We start from the raw sequence: 20,069 nt of genomic DNA on the forward strand, positions 1-20,069 counted from the left end.
CGATCAGGCAGCCTGGCGGAGGGACGCGGAAAGATCCGGCTCGACGTCGCTGAGGGTCGCAGCGCCGAGGAGGCTTCGCAGGCGAGCGCGGACGAGCGCCGGGTCGGTCGCCCGCATCAACTCGGCCCGGTCGCTCGCAAGACGCGACGCAGCGGCCGCCTCCCATCGATCGAGATACCAGCCGAGATGCTTGCGGGCATGGCGCAGGCCGGCCTGCTCCCCGTAGAATTCGAGCATCGAGTCGTAATGCGAGACCGCGAGATCGGCGAAGCTTTGCTGCATCTGGTTGCAGTCAAGGTGACCGCCGACGAGGGCGGGAAACCACGGCCGCCCGCAGACGCCCCGTCCGATCATCGCGGCATCGGCCTCGCTTGCGTGCAGCATCGAAGAGAGATCGGCGACGGACTGTAGGTCGCCGTTCGCCACCACAGGGATCGTCACGGCGCGAGAGACGGCGGCGATCGCCGGCCAGTCCGCCTCCCCGGTATAGAACTGGTCTCTTGTCCGCCCGTGGACCGTCACCAGCCTGACGCCTGCCCCCTCGGCACGCACGGCGAGATCGGGTGCGTTGAGGCTCGATCGATCCCAGCCCAGACGCATCTTGAGGGTCACGGGCACCGAGCCGGCACCCGCGACCGTCGCCTCGATCAAACGCAGCGCTTGATCGAGATCGCGCATCAGCGCGGAGCCCGACAGCCCGCCGACGACCTTCTTCGCCGGACACCCCATGTTGATGTCGATGACGTCGGCCCCTTCGGCCGCCACGATCTCGGCGGCCTTGCGCATCGCGGACGCCTCGCGGCCCGCCAACTGAACGGCATGAAGTCCGAGGCCATCGGCGCCTGCGCGCTGCCGGCTGTCGGCATCGTTGCGGATCAGTTCCCCGCTCGCCACCATCTCCGAATACACCACTTCCGTTCCGAACGAACGGACGAGACGTCGAAACGGGACGTCAGTGATACCCGACAACGGCGCGAGAAAAACGCGCGAGCGAATCGAGAGCCTGCCTAGCGACAGGTCACCGGGATGCGCCGCAAGGCGACGGTTCGAGATCGGAAGATCATCCGGACAGCACATTGAAACAGCATATCGCCATGTGCTCAAAAGACAATCAAAATGAGTGTGCAAAGCAACGCCATGCTGCATTGCAAATCCGACGGTGCTGCGCTCTTGCCCCCTGCTGGCGGATGTGCTGACCACTGTCGGTGGAACGGTTCGAATTCGGGTGGTTAATGAAAGTCGCAGCGATCCTTGTTGCCGCTGGCCGCGGGTCGCGCGCGGGGCTGACGCCCTATGGACCGAAACAGTATTTCGACCTCGGCGGACGCCCCGTCCTGTGGCGAACCGCGGAGCGTTTCCTTTCGACGCCCGGCATCGGGCCGGTGATCGTCGTAATCCACCCCGACGATCACGCCATGGCCGGCCGCGCTCTCGACGGGCTACTCGATCGCGTTCTTCTCGTGGAAGGCGGTGCGACACGGCAGGCATCGGTGCGTTGCGGTCTCGAGGCCCTCGCCGAGGTCGCTCCCGAGATCGTCCTGATCCATGACGCCGTTCGCCCCTTCGTTTCCTCCGATGCGATCCAGCGGGTGGTCGCGGACATCGATCCGAAGACCGGGGCGATCCTCGCCCTCCCCGTTGTCGATACGCTGAAGCGCTCGGACGGCGATCTCATCGACGTCACGGTCGACCGGTCGGGTCTGTTTGGAGCCCAGACGCCGCAAGGGTTTCCTTACGGCCTGATTCGCGAGGCGCATACGAAGGCCTCGCGTGACACGAGGACGGCCTTCACGGACGATGCCTCGATCGCCGAGTGGGCCGGCATCCCGGTCCGCCTAGTCCCGGGGGACCCGGAGAACGTCAAGCTGACCCTGGCGCGCGAGTTGACTCTGGCCGCCGAGCGATTCCGAGGAGAACCCGCGATGATCGATGTGCGTACCGGCAACGGATACGACGTCCACAAGTTGGTGCCGGGCGATGGGGTGACGCTGTGTGGCGTCTTTATCGAGCACGATCAGGCTCTTCTCGGACATTCCGATGCCGATGTCGGCTTCCATGCGCTGACTGACGCGCTGCTTGCGACCTGCGGCGCAGGCGACATCGGCACCCACTTTCCACCGAGCGATCCGCAGTGGCGCGGTGTCGCCTCGCGCATCTTCCTCAAACGCGCGGTCGAGATCGTGGAGGGGCACAAGGGACGCATCTGCAACGTCGACGTCACCCTTATCTGCGAGGCACCGAAGGTCGGCCCCCACCGCTCCGCCATGGTCGAGGTCATCGCCGATGTGACCGGGCTCGAGGCCGAACGGATCTCGATCAAGGCGACCACCAACGAGACGATCGGCTTCATCGGCCGGCGCGAGGGGATCGCCGCGATCGCAACGGCGAGTGTCGTCTATGGCCGATGAGAACGAGTTCCGTGACCGGCTGGATGCCGTCGCTGCGCGCATCGTCGAGAAGGCGCTGGCGCACAGTCTGACGATCGCGACGGCAGAATCCTGCACCGGCGGGATGGTCGCTGCCGCGATCACCGAGATCGCCGGATCGTCCGCCGTATTCGGGACGGGCTTCGTCACCTACTCGAACGCGGCGAAGGCGCGTCTTCTGAAGGTGCCGACCGATCGGCTGGAGAGATTCGGCGCCGTTTCGCGCGAAGTCGCCGAGGCCATGGCGGAAGGTGCCCGGCGCGAGGCTGGGTCCGATATCGCCGTGTCCATCACAGGCATCGCCGGACCGGGCGGCGGCTCGGACCTCAAGCCGGTCGGGCTCGTCCATTTCGCCTGCGCATCGAAGCTTGGGACGGTCCACGTCGAACGACGGTTCGGGCCGCTCGGTCGCAGCGTGGTACGCCAGGCTAGCGCGGCCACGGCGCTGGAACTGATCGAGGAAACCCTCGATCGCCTGGCTCAGGCCGAAGCCGGATAGACCTTGTTCGCCCGCTCTTCGAAGGCTGTGGCAAAGCGCCGGAAGGCGTAATCGAACATCGAGCCCATCAGGAGACCGAGTGTGCGGCTCTTGAACTCGTAGTCGATGAAGAACCGCACCTCGCATCCATCCGGATGGGGCTCGAAGTTCCAGCGGTTCTCGAGATAGCGGAACGGGCCGTCGACATATTTCACGTCGATCTGCCGCTCGGCCGGCTTCAAAAGAACCTGCGATGCGAAGGTCTCGCGGATCAGCTTGTAGGCGACGGTCATGTCGGCGATCAGCAGCGTCTTGCCGTCGCGCTCGCGGCGCGAGCGAACGACAAGGCTCTGGCAGAGTGGCAGAAACTCCGGATAGCGCTCGACGTCGGCCACAAGGGCGAACATCTCGTCGGGAGAGTGCCGGACGACGCGGGCGTTTTCGAACTTCGGCATCGTTCAGGCTGCGACCTTCGCAAGACGCGCCGCCTTGAGGCGCTCAAAGTCCTCGCCCGCATGGTGCGACGAACGCGTCAGCGGGCTAGAAGCGACGACGAGGAACCCCTTCGTGAGACCGACGGTCTCGAACGACTTGAACTCTTCGGGCGTCACGTAGCGGATCACCGGGTGATGCTTGCGCGTCGGCTGCAGGTATTGGCCGATGGTCATGAAGTCGACGTCCGCGGATCGCAGGTCGTCCATCAGCTGCAGAACCTCGTTCCGCTCCTCGCCGAGACCGACCATGATGCCGGACTTGGTGAAGATCGTCGGATCGAGTTCCTTGACCCGCTGCAGGAGCCGGATCGAGTGGAAGTAGCGCGCGCCGGGGCGAACCGTCAGATAGTTCGACGGCACGGTCTCGAGATTGTGGTTGAACACGTCCGGCCGAGCCGCCACGACCTTCTCCAACGCGCCGGGCTTGCGCAGAAAGTCCGGCGTCAGGATTTCGATCGTCGTGCCCGGCGCCGCGGCTCGGATGGCCTCGATTGTCTCGACGAAATGCTGCGCCCCGCCGTCGGCAAGATCGTCGCGATCGACCGACGTGATGACGACGTGCGAAAGCCCCATGCTGGCGACGGCACGTCCGACGCTCGCCGGCTCGTCCTTATCGAGAGCATGCGGCAGGCCGGTGGCGACGTTGCAGAACGCGCAGGCGCGCGTGCAGATGCCGCCCATGATCATGAAGGTTGCGTGCTTCTTCTCCCAGCACCCGCCGATGTTGGGACAACCCGCCTCCTCACACACGGTGACGAGGCGGTTGGATTTCACGATCTCGCGCGTTTCCTGGTAGCCGGCCGATACAGGCGCCTTGACGCGGATCCAGTCTGGTTTGGGGAGCACCGCCGTATCAGGGCGATGCGCCTTTTCGGGATGCCGAGGCCTTGCGGCGCCGGCGGGGCTACGTGCGTCGAGGATCGTGACCATTGACCGTCATTTAAGCTCGGTTCGACGGTCACGCAATCGCGCGTTAGATGCGACGACCGCGAACCGCCCGGAAGATAAAGATCAGCAGGCAGGCGCCGATGAAACCGACGATCAGGTACTGGATCGAGAAGCTCGCACCAGCCTGAAGGTCGAAAGCGCCGAGAATACCCAGCAGGAAGTTCAGGAAGACGGCCCCGACGATCCCGAGGATGATGTTCAGGAAGACGCCCATGTTGCTCTTCATGACCATCTCTGCGAGCCATCCGGCGATACCGCCAACGATAATTGCAGCGAGCCAACCCATACGTATCTCCTACGGTACAAATACCGAGAGTTGAGATAGTGCGGCGAAAATGTGGACAAGACCTCTTGTCGCAGCTCGCTGCAATTTTCGCGCAATTACATATGGATTACCTTTCCGTAGGCATCGAGAACGCTCTCGTGCATCATTTCCGACAGCGTCGGATGCGGGAACACCGTGTGCATCAGCTCTTCCTCGGTGGTCTCGAGACCCATCGCGATCACGAAGCCCTGGATGAGTTCGGTCACCTCGGCGCCCACCATGTGCGCGCCGAGAAGCTCGCCGGTCTTGGCGTCGAACACGGTCTTCACCATGCCGTCCGGCTCACCGAGCGCGATCGCCTTGCCGTTGGCGAGAAAGCGGAACCGACCGACCTTGACCTCGCGTCCCTCCTCCTTCGCCTTCGCCTCCGTCAGGCCCACCGAGGCGATCTGCGGCTGGCAGTACGTGCAGCCGGGAATCTGGGTGCGCTTCATCGGATGCGCGTCCATGCCCTTGATCTTCTCGATGCAGATCGTGCCTTCGTGCTCGGCCTTGTGGGCGAGCATCGGGGCGCCGGCGACGTCACCGATCGCATAGACGCCTTCGACATTGGTTCGGCCGTAGGGGTCGGTCTTGACAAGGCCGCGCTCGACGGTGACGCCGACGCCCTCAAGGTTGAGCCCTTCCGTGTTGCCCTGCACGCCGACCGCCGAGATCAGCTTCTCGGCCTTCAGGACCTGGCTCTTGCCGCCCTGCTCCACCGTGACCTCCACGCCGTCCGCGGTCTTGGAGACCTTCGCCACTTTCGCGTCCGAAAGGATCTTCATCCCCTGCTTTTCAAACTGCTTGCGTGCGACCGCCGCGATCTCGGCATCCTCGACTGGCAGGATCTGTGGGAGCAGCTCCACCACCGTCACGTCCGCCCCCATCGTGCGGTAGAAGGATGCGAACTCGATGCCGATCGCGCCCGAGCCCATGACGATCAGGGACTTGGGCATCGCCTGCGGCTTCATCGCCTCGAAATAGGTCCAGATGCGCTCGCCGTCGGCCTCGATGCCCGGCAGGACGCGCGGCCGGGCGCCGGTCGCGACGATCACGTGCTTGGCTTTGTAGGTCCCATGCCCGAGGACGCCCTTCGGCACCGGGTTCTGCGGCTGAACAGCCGGCTTCGTCGGCTCTCCGACCTCGACCTCGACCGGGCCACCCTTGCCGGCCTTCGTCAGCTTGGCCTGGCCCCAGATCACGTCGATCTTGTTCTTCTTCATCAATCCGGCGACGCCGCCGTTCAGCTGAGCGGACACGCCGCGAGAACGCTTCACCACCGCCGCGATGTCGAAATCGGGCTTCTGGATCTTCAGGCCGTAGTTGTCGCCATGCTCGGCGTAATGGAACACCTCGGCCGAGCGAAGCAGCGCCTTGGTCGGGATGCAGCCCCAGTTGAGGCAGATGCCACCAAGATGCTCGCGCTCGACGACAGCCGTCTTGAAGCCCAGCTGCGCGGCACGGATCGCCGCCACGTAGCCGCCCGGCCCACCGCCGATGATCAGGATGTCATAGGTATCGGCCATCGTGGTTCTCCGTCGAAAAGGTTGGCGCTAGATCAGCGACGTCAGCGTCTGCGCGATTGCCTCGCCGAGCGCTCGGGTGTTTGCAGCGTCCAGATGCACCCCGTCGAGCGGAGTGGCGACGCAATGATCGGATGCGGCGACGTGATGGCACCCGGTCGCAGATGCGACGCGGGCGTAGGCGTCCTTAAACCGGCGCGATTCGTCGATCGCATGTCCAAACATCGCGTCGAAGTCGGCATCCGGCGTCGCGACCAGCGTTGGCGGCGAGACCAGAACGATCTCCCGGACCCGGAAGCCGAACGAGGACGGAAAGCTGCGGGCGACCTCAACCAGTCGTCCGATACCGAACGCGGCCTCTGCTGCACGGCCGCCGCCCGTGTGCTTCTTCAGATCGTTCGAGCCGAGCGCGATCACGAGGACGTCGACCGGCTCATGCGTCGCAAGGACGGTCGGCAGGATGCGGGCGCCATTCCGGTCCGCCGGCGCCAAGTGGTCGTCATAGGCCGTCGTGCGTCCGTTCAGTCCCTCGGCGATGACGCGAACCGCATCGCCTAGCCGCGCGCCGACGACGCTCGGCCACCTGTCCTCGAACCGATGACGGCCGGGGCCGGCCGCGTCGTAGCCCCAGGTCAGGCTGTCGCCGTAACAGAGAACGGTCTTCACGGGCGCGTCTCCCGAGGCGCGCTCAGACGAGCATGCTCATCGGGTTCTCGATGAAGCGCTTGAAGGCCGAGATGAGCTCGGCTCCGAGCGCGCCGTCCACCGCACGATGGTCGGTCGAGAGCGTTACGGTCATGACGTTGGCAACCGTCACTGCGCCGTTCTTGACGACCGCTCGCTCCTCGCCCGCGCCGACCGCAAGGATCGTCGCATGCGGCGGATTGATCACGGCGGAGAAGTCCTTGATGCCGAACATACCGAGGTTCGACACGGCGGTCGTGCCGCCCTGATACTCCTCGGGCTTCAGCTTGCGGGCACGAGCACGCTTGGCGAGGTCCTTCATCTCGTTGGAGATGGTCGACAGCGTCTTTTCGTCGGCCTTGCGGATGATCGGAGTGATCAGGCCGCCCTCGATCGACACGGCGACACCGACGTCGGCGTTGCGGTGCTTCAGCATGGCGCTCTCGGTCCACGAGACGTTGGCGTCCGGCACGGCGACGAGCGCGCAGGCCATCGCCTTGATCACCATATCGTTGACCGAGAGCTTGTAGGCCGGACGCTCGCCCGCATCGGTCTTCACGTTCGGCGCCGCGCCGTTCAGCTGCTTGCGCAGCGCCAGGAGTGCGTCGAGCTCACAGTCCACCGACAGGTAGAAGTGCGGCACGGTCTGCTTCGATTCCACCAGCCGCTTGGCGATGGTCTTGCGCATCCCGTCGTGCGGAATCCTCTCGTATGAGCCCTCGGCAAAGAGCTTGAGGATCGCATCGTCGTTCGCCGGCTTCGGTGCGGCCGGAGCGGGTGCCGGCGCGGCGGCGCTGGGAGCCGATGCGGTCTGTGCGGATGCCGGCTTCTGGGCGCCTCCCTTGGCCACGCTCTCGATATCGGCCTTCACGATCCGGCCGTGCGGACCGCTGCCCTGCACGGAGGACAGTTCGACTCCCTGCTCCTTGGCCAGACGCCGGGCCAGCGGCGACGCGAACACGCGGCCGCCCTGCGTTGCCCGCGAACCGCCGGGCGATTTGGCAGACGATCCGCCCTCGCTTGCCGATGCGGTCTCGGCCGCGCGCTCGTAGCCGCGCTTGTCCGCATCCTTGGCCTCGTCCGTCGAGCCCTTCACGGCGGCATCGGCCGAAGGCGAACCGGAAGCCGCGGCGCTCTGCCCGCCCGAGGCGGCGGCCGATGCATCTTCGCCTTCGGCTGCGAGGATCGCGATGACCGCGTTGACCTTCACGCCTTCGGTGCCCGCCGGCACCACGATCTTGGCGACCGTCCCCTCGTCGACCGCCTCGACTTCCATCGTGGCCTTGTCGGTCTCGATCTCCGCGATGACGTCGCCGGAGGAGACCTTGTCGCCCTCCTTCACAAGCCACTTCGCGAGGTTGCCCTCTTCCATCGTCGGCGAGAGGGCCGGCATCGTGACGTTGATCGGCATCGGCGAACGTCTCCTCAGTCGCCCATTCGACGGGCATCGATAGGTCTCGGCGCCATGACCCACTGCGCGAGCGGGCGTACGGCCGGCATCAAGGTTGCCTGTGCGGCTGCCACGTCAAGCGGCCATGTATGCCGCAGCGCGGCAGAGGGGACGGGCAACGGGTCCGTCCCGATGGGTGAAAAGCCCGGCACCCGCGGCACCGGGCACCGACCGCCTCAGCGGTAGCAGACGGCCTTCACCGCCTCGACGACTTCCTTGGCCGACGGCAGCGCGAGCTTCTCGAGGTTTGCCGCGTACGGCATCGGTACGTCCTTGCCGCAGACCTTGAGCACGGGCGCGTCGAGATGATCGAACGCACGCACCATCAGTTCCGAGGCGATGTGCGAGCCAACCGACCCCTGCGGCCAGCCTTCCTCGACCGTGACGCAGCGGTTGGTCTTCTTCACCGAGCGGACGATCGCATCGATATCCATCGGACGGATCGTGCGAAGGTCGATGACCTCGGCGTCGATGCCTTCCTTGGCCAGTTGTTCGGCCGCCGCGACGGCATAGGTCATGCCGATGCCGAAGGAGACGATCGTGACGTCCTTGCCCTTGCGGTGAACGCGGGCCTTGCCGATCGGAACGGTCCAGTCGTCGGTATCGGGCACCTCGAACGAGTGACCGTAAAGGATCTCGTTCTCGAGGAAGACGATCGGGTTGGGATCGCGGATCGCCGACTTCATCAGACCCTTGGCATCGGCCGCCGAGTAGGGCTGGATGACCTTGAGACCCGGAATCTGGCTGTACCAGGCGGCGTAGTCCTGGCTGTGCTGCGCCGCGACGCGCGCTGCCGCGCCATTCGGGCCGCGGAACACGATCGGGCATCCCATCTGGCCGCCCGCCATGTAGAGCGTCTTGGCCGCCGAATTGATGATCTGGTCGATCGCCTGCATGGCGAAGTTGAACGTCATGAACTCGACGATCGGCTTCAGGCCGGCGAACGCCGCGCCGACGCCCATGCCGGCGAAGCCGTGCTCGGTGATCGGCGTGTCGACGATGCGACGCGCGCCGAACTCGTCGAGAAGGCCTTGGCTGATCTTGTAGGCGCCCTGATACTCGGCGACCTCCTCACCCATCAGGAAGACGGTATCGTCGCGGCGCATCTCCTCGGCCATCGCCTCGCGGAGCGCTTCGCGCACGGTCTTCGTCACCATCTTGGTGCCGGCCGGGATTTCCTCGGCGAACTCGCCGTCGACATCCTCGGGCTCCGGGTGCGACATGCCCTGCGCGGGCACGGGAGCTGGCTTCGACTTGTCGCCATCGGACGATTCCGGCTTCGCCTCTGCGGGCGCGGCTTCGGCGGCCGGTGCGGCCTTCGGCGCGGACGCCACGGCGTCGTCGGCGCTCTCGCCGTCAGCCAGGAGGATCGCGATCGGGGTGTTGACCTTTACGCCCTCGGTTCCGGCCGCGATCAGGATCTTCCCGATCTTGCCCTCGTCGATGGCCTCGACCTCCATGGTCGCCTTGTCGGTCTCGATCTCGGCGATCACGTCACCGGGGGCGACGCTGTCGCCTTCCTGCTTGACCCACTTCGAGAGGGTGCCCTCCTCCATCGTCGGAGACAGGGCGGGCATCAAGATTTCGGTCGGCATGCGCCCCTCCCCTTACTTCGAAGCCTGCGGAACGGCGTCCGCATAGATGTCGGTCCACAGTTCCGAGACATCCGGCTCGGGATCGTTCTGGGCGAATTCGGCAGCGTCGGCCACGATGTCACGCACTTCGCGATCGACGGCCTTCAGATCGTCCTCGGAGGCGTTGTGCGCCTCCATCAGCCGCTGACGGACCTGCTCGATCGGATCAGACTCGGCACGCATCTTCTGCACCTCGTCGCGGGTGCGGTACTTCGCGGGATCCGACATCGAGTGGCCGCGGTAGCGGTAGGTCAGCATCTCGAGGATCATCGGCCCCTCGCCGCTGCGGCAATGCTGGATCGCGAGGTCGCCGGCCGCCTTCACGGCGCGAACGTCCATGCCGTCGACCTGGATGCCCGGAATCTTGAACGACAGGCCGCGGTGCGCGAAGTTCGTTTCGGCCGAAGCGCGGTTGACGGACGTGCCCATCGCGTAGCGGTTGTTCTCGATCACGTAAATGACCGGGAGCTTCCAGAGCGAGGCCATGTTGAAGCTCTCGTAGACCTGGCCCTGGTTGGCCGCGCCGTCGCCGAAATAGGCAATCGCGACCGAATCGTTGCCGCGGTAGCGGTTGGCGAAGGCGAGACCCGTTCCGAGAGAAACCTGCGCTCCGACGATGCCGTGGCCGCCGTAGAAGTGCTTCTCCTTCGAGAACATATGCATCGAGCCGCCCTTGCCCTTCGAGTAGCCGGAGCGGCGACCCGTGAGCTCGGCCATGACGCCGCGCGATTCCATGCCAGTGGCCAACATGTGACCGTGGTCGCGGTAACCGGTGATGACCTGGTCGCCCTCCTTCATCGACATCTGCATGCCGACGACCACGGCCTCCTGGCCGATGTAGAGATGGCAGAAGCCGCCGATGAAGCCCATGCCGTAGAGCTGGCCGGCCTTCTCTTCGAAGCGGCGGATCAGGAGCATGTCGCGATACGCGCGAACGTCCTCATCCTTGGTGAAGTCGACGGGCGCTGGCGCGGTGTACTGCTTCAGCGTCTTCTCGATCTCGCCAGCGCCGGGAGCCTTCGCTTCGCCGTCGCCGCCGATCCCTGATTTCTTGAGTGCGGCCATTTCGACTCCCATCCCTTGACGCCCCGAGTCCGGCGGGCAAGTTTTGGGCAAGTATATGGACAAGATGCAGGCACGCAAGACGCGGCCCGCTCCTTAACCAGCGTGACGTTAATTCGCGCCGCGGTGTCTCAATTAACCTGTTACAAGTTAATCCTCGACGCCTGTTTTGAGGAGGATCGTCACTTCGTCCCCGTTCGACAAGTTCAGGGAGCGTCGGGCACGTTCGTCGATCATGTCGCGTTCGAGCGTGCCGTCGCTGAGAAGACGAACCCGGGTCTCCAGCGCTTCCCGGGTGTCGACGATTTCCACGTAGACCGCCTGCTTGCGGGCCAGTTCCTCCTTCAAAACGACACTGGCTTCCGTTCCGTAACGTCCGCTCTGCGCGTGGAATACGAAGTAGGCGAGGCACGGCAGGGTGATAGCGGGGACGATCAGCTGGGACAGACGCGATCTGCGCTTTTGCTTCGTATGCATGACGAGGGTCTCCGGAACGGAGCGACCCTAGACCTCAGCGATTTACATCTCGTTAAGCGTAACGATTGCGAGAGACGAAAAGGGGCGCCGGAGCGCCCCTCGATGATCACTCAACGGTGCCGCAGGATCGAGCGGCCGGCGTAGACCGCTTGGTCGCCGAGCTCCTCCTCGATGCGCAGGAGCTGGTTGTACTTGGCGAGCCGGTCCGAGCGCGCCAGCGAACCGGTCTTGATCTGCCCGCAGTTGGTGGCGACCGCGAGGTCGGCGATCGTCGAGTCCTCGGTCTCGCCCGAGCGATGGGACATGACCGCCGTATATCCAGCGCGATGCGCGACGCTGACGGCGTCGAGCGTCTCGGTGAGCGTGCCGATCTGGTTGACCTTCACCAGGATCGAATTGGCGACGCGCTTCTCGATGCCCTCGCGCAGGCGAGCCGAATTGGTAACGAACAGATCGTCGCCGACCAGCTGGACGCTGCCGCCCACCTTGTCGGTCAGGCTCTTCCAGCCAGCCCAGTCGTCCTCCGCCATGCCGTCCTCGATCGAGATGATCGGATAGGCCGCCGAGAGTTCGGCGAGGTAGCCGGCCATCTCGTCGGCCGACAGCTTCCGCTTCTCGCCTTCGAGGTCGTAGACACCGTTCTTGAAGAACTCGGTCGAGGCGCAGTCGAGGGCGAGATAGATGTCTTCGCCCGGACGGAAGCCGGCCTTCTCGATCGAGGCCATCACGAAGTCGAGGCCGGCCTTCGCCGACTCGAGGTTCGGCGCGAAACCGCCCTCGTCGCCGACATTGGTGTTGTGACCGGCAGACTTCAGCGCCTTCTTCAGCGTGTGGAACACCTCGGCGCCCATGCGCAGGCCTTCGGCGAAGGTCTCCGCGCCGACCGGCATGATCATGAATTCCTGGAAGTCGATCGGGTTGTCCGCATGCGCGCCGCCGTTGATGATGTTCATCATCGGAACCGGCAGGACGTGGGCGCTGGCACCGCCGACATAGCGGTAGAGCGGCAGGCCGGCGGCGTCCGCCGCGGCCTTGGCGGTGGCGAGCGAGACGCCGAGGATGGCGTTGGCGCCGAGGCGGCTCTTGTTCGGCGTGCCGTCGAGCGACTTCAGGACGGCGTCGATGCGGATCTGGTTCTCGGCCTCGAAGCCGACCAGTGCCTCAAGAATGTCGGTGTTGACGGCCTGCACGGCCTGCTGCACGCCCTTGCCCCCATAACGCTCGTCGCCGTCGCGCAGCTCGACCGCCTCGTGCGCGCCGGTGGAGGCGCCGGAGGGTACCGCCGCACGGCCCATCGAGCCGTCTTCCAGCACCACGTCGACCTCGACGGTCGGGTTGCCGCGGCTGTCGAGAATCTCGCGCGCGATGATATCGATGATGGCGGTCATGTTCCGTCCCTTGGCTCTGGCAAAACGCCGGGTTGAGACGGCCGGCCCGAACAGGCGCCGGCCGGAATGCTTTGTGTCAGGAGTTCTTGGCGACCGCGTCGAGATCGCGCAGCCGCTTCAGGAGCTCGGGCATGTCGTCGAGCGCGACCATGTTCGGCCCGTCGGACGGCGCGTTGTCTGGATCCTCGTGCGTCTCGATGAAAAGACCGCCGACGCCGACCGCGACGGCCGCGCGCGCAAGGGTCGCCACGAAACGGCGCTCGCCGCCCGACGAGCCGCCCTGCCCGCCCGGCTGCTGCACCGAATGCGTTGCGTCGAAGACGACGGGCGCCCCGGTCTCGGCCATGATCGGCAGAGCCCGGAAGTCGCTGACGAGCGTGTTGTAGCCGAACGACGATCCGCGCTCGGTCAGGAGCACGTTGGCGTTGCCGCTGCCCGTCACCTTTTCGATCGCATGGCGCATGTCCCAAGGCGCAAGGAACTGGCCCTTCTTGATGTTCACGACACGGCCGGTGTGGGCCGCTGCCACGAGAAGGTCGGTCTGGCGCGATAGGAAGGCCGGGATTTGCAGCACGTCGCAGATCTCGCCGACCGGTTCGCACTGCTCGGCCGTGTGAACGTCGGTCAGGACCGCCACGTCGAACTGTGCCTGGATCTCTTCGAACACCGGCAGCGCCCCTTCGAGGCCGATGCCGCGCCGGCCCTCCCGGCTCGTCCGGTTTGCCTTGTCGAAGCTTGCCTTGAACACGTAGCCGATCCCGAGATCGCCGGTGATCCGCTTCATGCGTTCGGCGATCATCAGCGCATGATCGCGGCTTTCCATCTGGCAGGGACCGGCGATCAGCGAGAACGGCTTGTCCTGCGCGAACTCGGCGCCCCGAAGACGGATGGTGGAGTTCGGAGCCAGCATGGTCGGCCTTTCGATCGGGGTCAGAGCAGACGCGAGCGTTCGATCGCCGCGGCGATGAACGAGGCGAACAGCGGGTGCGGCTCGAACGGACGCGACTTCAGCTCGGGGTGATACTGCACGCCGATGAACCACGGATGATCGGGCAGTTCCACCGTTTCCGGCAGCAATCCGTCCGGCGACATGCCGGCGAAGATCATGCCCGCACCCTCCAGCCGATCACGATAGGTGCGGTTGACCTCGTAGCGATGACGATGGCGCTCGGTGATCGTGGTTGCGCCGTAGATGTCGGCGATGCGCGAGCCGGGCGCCAGCGACGCCTCGTAGGCGCCGAGACGCATCGTGCCGCCGAGATCGCCCTCGGACGCCCGCTGCTCCAACTCGTTGCCGCGCATCCACTCGGTCATGATGCCGACGACCGGCTCCGAGGTGGGCCCAAACTCGGTCGACCCGGCTTCGGCGACGCCGGCCAGCGAACGCGCCGCCTCGATCACCGCCATCTGCATGCCGAAGCAGATGCCAAAGTAAGGAACGTCACGCTCGCGGGCGAAGCGCGCCGCGCTGATTTTGCCCTCCGAGCCGCGCTCGCCGAAGCCGCCGGGAACCAGGATACCGCCGACCTTTTCAAGGTAGGGCGTCGGGTCTTCCTTCTCGAAGACCTCCGATTCGATCCAGTCGAGATTGACCTTCACGCGGTTGGCGATGCCGCCGTGCTGAAGCGCCTCGATCAGCGACTTGTAGGCGTCCTTCAGCCCTGTGTACTTGCCGACCACGGCGATCGTCACTTCGCCCTCGGGGCGCGCGACGTTCTCGACCACCTGCAGCCAGCGCTCGAGCTTCGGCTTCGGCGCCGGGTCGATGCCGAAGGCGGCCAGCACCTCGGTGTCGAGGCCCTCGTTGTGATAGGCGATCGGCACGTCGTAGATCGTCGCGACGTCCAGCGCCTGAATGACTGCGCTCTCCCGGACGTTGCAGAAGAGGCTCATCTTCCGACGCTCCTCCTTCGGGATCGGACGATCGGCGCGCACGAGGAGGATGTCCGGCTGAATGCCGATCGAGCGCAGTTCCTTGACGGAATGCTGCGTCGGCTTGGTCTTCAGCTCACCGGCCGTTGGAATGTAAGGCATCAGCGTCAGGTGCACGTAGACGGCGCCGTTGCGCGGCAGATCGTTGCCGAGCTGGCGGATCGCCTCCATGAACGGCATCGCTTCGATATCGCCGACCGTGCCGCCGATCTCGCAGAGCACGAAATCGTACTCCTCGTTGCCTTCCAGAACGAAGTTCTTGATCGCGTCCGTGACGTGGGGAATCACCTGGACGGTCGCGCCGAGGTAGTCGCCGCGGCGTTCCTTGGCGATGATTTCCTGGTAGATCCGGCCCGTCGTGATGTTGTCCATCCGGTTCGCGGAGCGACCGGTGAAACGCTCGTAGTGGCCGAGGTCGAGGTCCGTCTCCGCGCCGTCGTCGGTCACGAAGACCTCGCCATGCTGCGTCGGGCTCATCGTGCCCGGATCGACGTTCAGGTAGGGATCGAGCTTGCGGAGCCGAACCCTGTAGCCACGTGCCTGCAGCAACGCGCCGAGGGCCGCCGATGCGATCCCCTTCCCCAAGGATGAAACCACGCCGCCGGTGATGAAAATGTATCGCGCCATGGGCCTTCCCGATACTCGCTCAAGCAGGATTCGACCAGTCCCCTTGTGGTCGAAATGAAAAAGGGGCGCCGCAGCGCCCCTTGGGGTGTTGCCGTGCAGAGCCCAGCACTACTGCGCGGGCTGGGCCGGCGCCGTCGTCGCAGGAGCCGACTGATCGGTCGCGGTCGCACCGGCCGGCGGCGTCTCGACGGGCGGGACCGTCGGCACCTCGGCAGCAGCCGGCGACTGCGGAGCCGGGTTCGCCGGGATCGTCGCCGAAGCCGCGCCGGTCGGCACGCCCTCAGTGTTGGCCGGGGCTGCGGGCGTCGTCGCGGGCGCGGTCGTCGTCGGTGCGGTCTGAGACGCGCCCGACGGCACGTCGACCGGGGCGCCGTCCTGCTGCTCCGGCAGTCCGCCGAGCTGGTCGAGCAGCGAACCGCCCGCCGCTCCGCCCGCAGCTCCCGGAACCGCCGGAGCCGTCTGCGAGGGAACGCGGTCGAGGATGTCGAGGCCGTTCGAGCCGTAGCGAGCCAGAAGCGCAAGGGACAGCGACGTGATGAAGAAGCCCGTCGCCAGGATCGCGGTCGTGCGCGTCAGCATGTTGGCTGCGCCACGGGCCGTCATCAGCCCGCCGCCGCCGCCGCCCATGCCGAGCGCACCGCCTTCGGAGCGCTGCAGCAGCACGACGACCACGAGGGCCAAGACAATCAGGAGGTGGATGACGATCAGAACGGTCTGCATGGCCTCGAGGCGCAATCTCTCACAAGTTGCGCGTCTTCTATAGGAGGCTTTCGCGTATTCCAACCGCTTTCGGCAGCGGCGGAGCGTCAGCCTCGCGCGGCACGGCAGATGGGCAGGAAGTCCGAAGCCTTGAGGCTGGCGCCACCGACGAGCGCTCCGTCGACATCGCCAAGCGCGAGTAGCTCGGCCGCGTTGAACGCCTTCACCGACCCGCCGTAGAGAATTCGCATGCCATCCGCAGTCTCGGGATCGAAGCGATCGGCGATCCGACCGCGGATGAAGGCATGGGTCTCGCCGATCTCGGCTACCGTCGGTGTGCGGCCGGTGCCGATCGCCCAGACCGGCTCGTAGGCCACGACGGTGTTCGCCGGCGTGACGCCGACGGGCAGCGAGCGCTCGATCTGGTCGGCGAGTACGTCGAGAGTCCGGCCTGCGTTCTTTTCCGCTTCGGTCTCGCCGATGCAGATGACCGCGACGAGGCCCGACGCCCAGGCGGCCTCCGCCTTGCGCGCCACGAGTTCGCTCGCCTCGCCATGGTCGGTCCGACGCTCGGAATGCCCGAGGATGACGTGGCTGGCGCCTGCGTCCTTCATCATGGCCGCCGAGACGTCGCCGGTATGGGCGCCGCTTTCCTTCGCATGCGCGTCCTGGCCGCCGATCGCGACCGTCTCGCCGGCGAGTTCTGCAGCCCTCGCAACGAGGATCGCCGGCGGGCAGATCAGGACCTGCACCCCGTCGACCGGGTTGGCGGCGAGATCGGCCACCATCGCGGACAGTTCATCCAGTGCCGCGCGCGAGCCGTTCATCTTCCAGTTTCCCGCGATCAGCGGCGTTCGGCTCATGTGTTCTCCCGATTCGTTGGCACGGATCGTTTCCGCTGCGCTCGTGACGAAGGTGCTAGCGGCACGCGCGAGGCGAAATCAAGCGCGACGTCACCGGCGCCACGCTTTCCTTCCTCTGCCAAAATGCCTATTGCCCTGACGCAAAGAACAAATTCGGGAGACGGGTGATGATGAGTCAGATGCGGCGCGGCGCGTCGAGCTGGGTGGCCAGACTGTTTCTGGGCGCGTTGGCCGTCAGCTTCGTCGGCTGGGGCATCACGGACGTCCTGCGCAATCGCGATGGCGGCAGCACGATCCTGACCGCCGGCGACACGCGCGTTTCCGTTCCCGATTTCCAGCTCGCCTATCGCCAGGGCCTCAACCGCCTTTCGCAGCAGTTGCAGCGTCGCCCGAGCACCGAAGAAGCGGAAGCGTTCGGCCTCGATCAGGCGGTGCTGTCACAGCTGACCGCCGGTGCCCTTCTCGACGAGCAGGCCCGCCGCCTCGGCGTCGGCGTCTCCGACGACGGATTGATCCAGCTCATCCAGAACGAGCCGGCATTCAAGGACCAGTCCGGAAATTTCTCGCGCAACACGATGCGCGCAGTGCTGGCGAACGCGCAGATCACCGAGCAGTCCTACCTCGAGGACCTGCGCGGCAGCGCGACGCGTAACCAGCTGATCGCGCCGCTCTCCGACGGCGCGTCCGTTCCCGCCGCGTTCGTCGAGGCGCTCGGTGCCTATAACGGCGAGCGTCGCACCGTGAACTTCATGCGCCTGACGCCCCCGCCGGTCGACAGCGTCGAGGCGCCGACCGACGAAGCGCTCGACGACTTCTATACGCAAGGCCAGGACGCCTACCGCGCCCCCGAGTATCGCGGCTTCTCCTTCCTGTCGCTTTCGCCCGCCGCGCTCGCCGATCCTGCCGCCATCACGGACGACGCGATCGCTGCGAGCTACGAGGCCAACCGCGCGCGCTACACGACGCCGGAGCGCCGTCAGGTCGAGCAGATCGTGTTCGCCGACCGCGCGTCCGCAGATCGTGCCATGCAGGCGATGGCGTCCGGCACGAGCTTCGCGGATGCGGCCACCGCGGAAGGGCGTCAGGTCGCCGACCTCGGCCTTGTGCCACGCTCCGCCATTCCCAATGCGACGCTCGCCGATGCAGCTTTCTCGGCCACCCTGAATACGCCGACCGCCGTGGTCGACGGTCCCTTCGGCCCCGTCATCATGCAGGTCCGGGAGATCGCGCCGGAAGTCGTGCGTCCGCTCGACGAGGTGCGTGACGAGGTGCGAAACGCCCTCGCGCTGGAGGCGGCGAACTCGAAGGTTACAGACGCCTACAACGCGATTTCGGAGGCGATGCAGAACGGCGCGCCGCTGGCCGAGGCCGCGCAGCAGGCCGGCTATGCGCTACAGACGGTGGCGCCGGTCGACGCCTCCGGCAACCCGGCCGACGCGTCCGCTGCCCCGGATCTTCCGGCAAAACCCCAGCTTCTCGCGGCCGTGTTCGCGGCCCAGCCCGGCATGCCGCCGCAGCCGGTCAACTACCAGGGCAACAACTACGTCTTCATCGAACTCGGTGACGTCGTGCCCGCACGAGACCGCCCCTTGGCCGAAGTGCGCGATCGCGTCGTGGCGGACTGGAAGGTCGACGAAGCGGAGCGTCTGATGACCGACCGGGCCGAGGCGTTGGCGGAGCGGGTCCGAGGTGGGCAGTCGCTTGCCGACGTCGCAGCGGCGGAAGGCCTCACGGTGGAAACGGCAGCTGCCATCACGCGTGAGAGCGGCCGCGCCGAGATCGGCGAGGCGGCGACACGCGCCGCCTTCTCCGGTCCGCAGGGTACGGTCGCCGAAGCGCCCGCGCTCGAGTCCGGTCAGGCGGTCGTCCTACAGGTCACGGAGGTCGCCGACGCCGCTGACCCCGCTGCGAACGTCCCCGCGCAGGCGCGCCAGTCGCTGGACGAGACGATGCGCGAGGATCTCTTCCAGAGCTACGTCGCCTACCTCCAGGGATCGATTCCGGTGTCGCTGAACAACGCCGCCCTCCAGCAGGCGAAGGTGGCAGTGCGATGAGCGCCGGCCTGAAGCCGCTGATCGGAAAGGTCGCGGGTGGCGAGGCGCTCTCGCGCGAAGAGGCGCGCGAGGCGTTTGGCATCCTCATGTCCGGCGAGGCGACACCCTCGCAGATCGGCGGTTTCCTGATGGCCCTGCGGGTTCGCGGCGAGACCGTCGATGAGATCGCCGGTGCCGTCGACGTCATGCGCGCCAACATGGCGCGAGTGCGCGCGCCGGCCGAGGCGGTCGACATCGTCGGCACCGGGGGCGATCGTGCTGGCACCTACAACGTCTCGACCTGTGCGGCCTTCGTGGTGGCCGGATGCGGCGTGCCTGTCGCCAAGCACGGGAACCGGGCCCTGTCGTCGCGCTCGGGTTCGGCCGATGTCCTCGCGGCGCTTGGCGTTGACGTCGACCTGACGCCCGGGGAGATTTCGAAGGTCGCCGAGCGCGCCAACCTATGTTTCATGTTCGCGCCGACCCATCATGCGGCGATGCGCTTCGTCGGCCCGTCGCGCGTCGAACTCGGCACGCGCACCATTTTCAACATGCTTGGACCGCTTGCCAATCCCGCCGGCGTTCGCCGCCTTCTGGTAGGTGTCTATGCCGCCGAGTGGGTTCGGCCGATCGCCGAAGCCCTTCTGGCGCTCGGCACGCAGGCTGCATGGGTCGTGCACGGCAACGGTCTCGACGAGATCACGAATTGCGGTCCGACGACCGTCTGCGAGATCCGTGACGGGTCGATCCGCGAGTTCACGATCGAACCGGAAGCGTTCGGCTTCGAACGCCGCCGCCTCGCCGATATCGTCGGCGGCGATGCCATTGAGAACGCCGCCGCACTTCGATCCGTCCTAGCGGACGAGCCAAGCGCCTATCGAGACATCGTGCTTCTGAACGCGGGGGCTGCACTTGTCGTCGCAGACCGCGTTGCGAATCTGGCAGAAGGGCTGGTCATGGCGCGGGACTCGTTGGCGAGCGGGCAGGCGCGGGATGCACTTGACCGGCTGGTCTCCGCAACGGGCAGCGCGAAGGGAGCCTGAC

At 66.1% G+C, this 20,069-nt stretch carries 19 protein-coding genes; 4 read left to right on the top strand and 15 right to left on the bottom strand.

All coding sequences use genetic code 11. The features are described 5' to 3' along the window. Nucleotides 1–3: 3 nt before the first annotated feature. Nucleotides 4–1,077: a tRNA dihydrouridine synthase DusB gene (dusB, locus tag ACLNGM_RS16070; RefSeq protein WP_416355707.1), complete on the bottom strand. Its 1,074-nt coding sequence runs from the start codon at nucleotides 1,075–1,077 to the stop codon at nucleotides 4–6. Between the two features lie 155 nt (nucleotides 1,078–1,232). Between dusB and ACLNGM_RS16075 the strand changes: the two genes are divergently transcribed. Continuing rightward, nucleotides 1,233–2,408, top strand: coding sequence for a bifunctional 2-C-methyl-D-erythritol 4-phosphate cytidylyltransferase/2-C-methyl-D-erythritol 2,4-cyclodiphosphate synthase (locus tag ACLNGM_RS16075; RefSeq protein WP_416355708.1), 1,176 nt, complete (start codon nucleotides 1,233–1,235; stop codon nucleotides 2,406–2,408). Next, entirely contained in the window at nucleotides 2,398–2,925 is a 528-nt protein-coding gene (locus tag ACLNGM_RS16080; protein ID WP_416355709.1) for a CinA family protein, read from the top strand. Before ACLNGM_RS16075 ends, ACLNGM_RS16080 begins: the two co-directional genes overlap by 11 nt. On the opposite strand, the gene ACLNGM_RS16085 is transcribed toward ACLNGM_RS16080, so the two are convergent. The 14 genes from ACLNGM_RS16085 to tpiA form a co-directional block, all read right to left on the bottom strand. Further along, nucleotides 2,907–3,359: a type II toxin-antitoxin system RatA family toxin gene (locus ACLNGM_RS16085; protein ID WP_055885700.1), complete on the bottom strand. Its 453-nt coding sequence runs from the start codon at nucleotides 3,357–3,359 to the stop codon at nucleotides 2,907–2,909. The genes ACLNGM_RS16080 and ACLNGM_RS16085 overlap by 19 nt on opposite strands. A 3-nt stretch (nucleotides 3,360–3,362) precedes the next feature. Then, a complete protein-coding gene (gene lipA, locus ACLNGM_RS16090) occupies nucleotides 3,363–4,328 on the bottom strand; it encodes a lipoyl synthase (protein WP_416355710.1) in 966 nt (321 codons plus the stop codon). Between the two features lie 43 nt (nucleotides 4,329–4,371). After that, a complete protein-coding gene (locus ACLNGM_RS16095; protein WP_090964537.1) occupies nucleotides 4,372–4,632 on the bottom strand; it encodes a GlsB/YeaQ/YmgE family stress response membrane protein in 261 nt (86 codons plus the stop codon). A gap of 95 nt (nucleotides 4,633–4,727) precedes the next feature. After that, complete coding sequence (gene lpdA / locus ACLNGM_RS16100; RefSeq protein WP_416355711.1) at nucleotides 4,728–6,179, bottom strand: dihydrolipoyl dehydrogenase; 1,452 nt, start codon at nucleotides 6,177–6,179, stop codon at nucleotides 4,728–4,730. A 27-nt stretch (nucleotides 6,180–6,206) separates the two neighbouring features. Next, nucleotides 6,207–6,842, bottom strand: coding sequence for an SGNH/GDSL hydrolase family protein (locus tag ACLNGM_RS16105; protein ID WP_416355712.1), 636 nt, complete (start codon nucleotides 6,840–6,842; stop codon nucleotides 6,207–6,209). A 22-nt stretch (nucleotides 6,843–6,864) separates the two neighbouring features. Next, a complete protein-coding gene (locus ACLNGM_RS16110) occupies nucleotides 6,865–8,271 on the bottom strand; it encodes a pyruvate dehydrogenase complex dihydrolipoamide acetyltransferase (RefSeq protein WP_416355713.1) in 1,407 nt (468 codons plus the stop codon). A 215-nt stretch (nucleotides 8,272–8,486) separates the two neighbouring features. After that, entirely contained in the window at nucleotides 8,487–9,905 is a 1,419-nt protein-coding gene (locus ACLNGM_RS16115; RefSeq protein ID WP_090964529.1) for a pyruvate dehydrogenase complex E1 component subunit beta, read from the bottom strand. A 12-nt stretch (nucleotides 9,906–9,917) separates the two neighbouring features. Further along, nucleotides 9,918–10,862, bottom strand: a complete 945-nt coding sequence (gene pdhA, locus ACLNGM_RS16120) for a pyruvate dehydrogenase (acetyl-transferring) E1 component subunit alpha (RefSeq protein WP_244546032.1) — start codon at nucleotides 10,860–10,862, stop codon at nucleotides 9,918–9,920. Nucleotides 10,863–11,156: 294 nt separating this feature from the next. Further along, nucleotides 11,157–11,483, bottom strand: coding sequence for an FtsB family cell division protein (locus ACLNGM_RS16125; RefSeq protein WP_090964525.1), 327 nt, complete (start codon nucleotides 11,481–11,483; stop codon nucleotides 11,157–11,159). Nucleotides 11,484–11,593: 110 nt separating this feature from the next. Beyond that, nucleotides 11,594–12,871: a phosphopyruvate hydratase gene (gene eno, locus ACLNGM_RS16130; protein ID WP_416355714.1), complete on the bottom strand. Its 1,278-nt coding sequence runs from the start codon at nucleotides 12,869–12,871 to the stop codon at nucleotides 11,594–11,596. 76 nt (nucleotides 12,872–12,947) lie between these two features. Continuing rightward, entirely contained in the window at nucleotides 12,948–13,781 is an 834-nt protein-coding gene (kdsA, locus tag ACLNGM_RS16135) for a 3-deoxy-8-phosphooctulonate synthase (RefSeq protein WP_416355715.1), read from the bottom strand. A gap of 20 nt (nucleotides 13,782–13,801) precedes the next feature. Beyond that, nucleotides 13,802–15,430, bottom strand: a complete 1,629-nt coding sequence (locus ACLNGM_RS16140; protein WP_416355716.1) for a CTP synthase — start codon at nucleotides 15,428–15,430, stop codon at nucleotides 13,802–13,804. Between the two features lie 108 nt (nucleotides 15,431–15,538). Beyond that, entirely contained in the window at nucleotides 15,539–16,150 is a 612-nt protein-coding gene (secG, locus tag ACLNGM_RS16145) for a preprotein translocase subunit SecG (RefSeq protein ID WP_416355717.1), read from the bottom strand. Nucleotides 16,151–16,236: 86 nt separating this feature from the next. Next, complete coding sequence (gene tpiA, locus ACLNGM_RS16150; RefSeq protein WP_416355718.1) at nucleotides 16,237–16,992, bottom strand: triose-phosphate isomerase; 756 nt, start codon at nucleotides 16,990–16,992, stop codon at nucleotides 16,237–16,239. 167 nt (nucleotides 16,993–17,159) lie between these two features. On the opposite strand from tpiA, the gene ACLNGM_RS16155 reads away from it, so the two are divergent. Together ACLNGM_RS16155 and trpD are read left to right on the top strand one after the other, a co-directional pair. Beyond that, nucleotides 17,160–19,046: a SurA N-terminal domain-containing protein gene (locus tag ACLNGM_RS16155; RefSeq protein ID WP_416355719.1), complete on the top strand. Its 1,887-nt coding sequence runs from the start codon at nucleotides 17,160–17,162 to the stop codon at nucleotides 19,044–19,046. Further along, nucleotides 19,043–20,068: an anthranilate phosphoribosyltransferase gene (trpD, locus tag ACLNGM_RS16160; RefSeq protein WP_416355720.1), complete on the top strand. Its 1,026-nt coding sequence runs from the start codon at nucleotides 19,043–19,045 to the stop codon at nucleotides 20,066–20,068. Before ACLNGM_RS16155 ends, trpD begins: the two co-directional genes overlap by 4 nt. Nucleotide 20,069: the final 1 nt, after the last annotated feature.

Source organism: Aureimonas phyllosphaerae (genome assembly GCF_047943035.1).
GTDB lineage: Bacteria > Pseudomonadota > Alphaproteobacteria > Rhizobiales > Rhizobiaceae > Aureimonas > Aureimonas phyllosphaerae.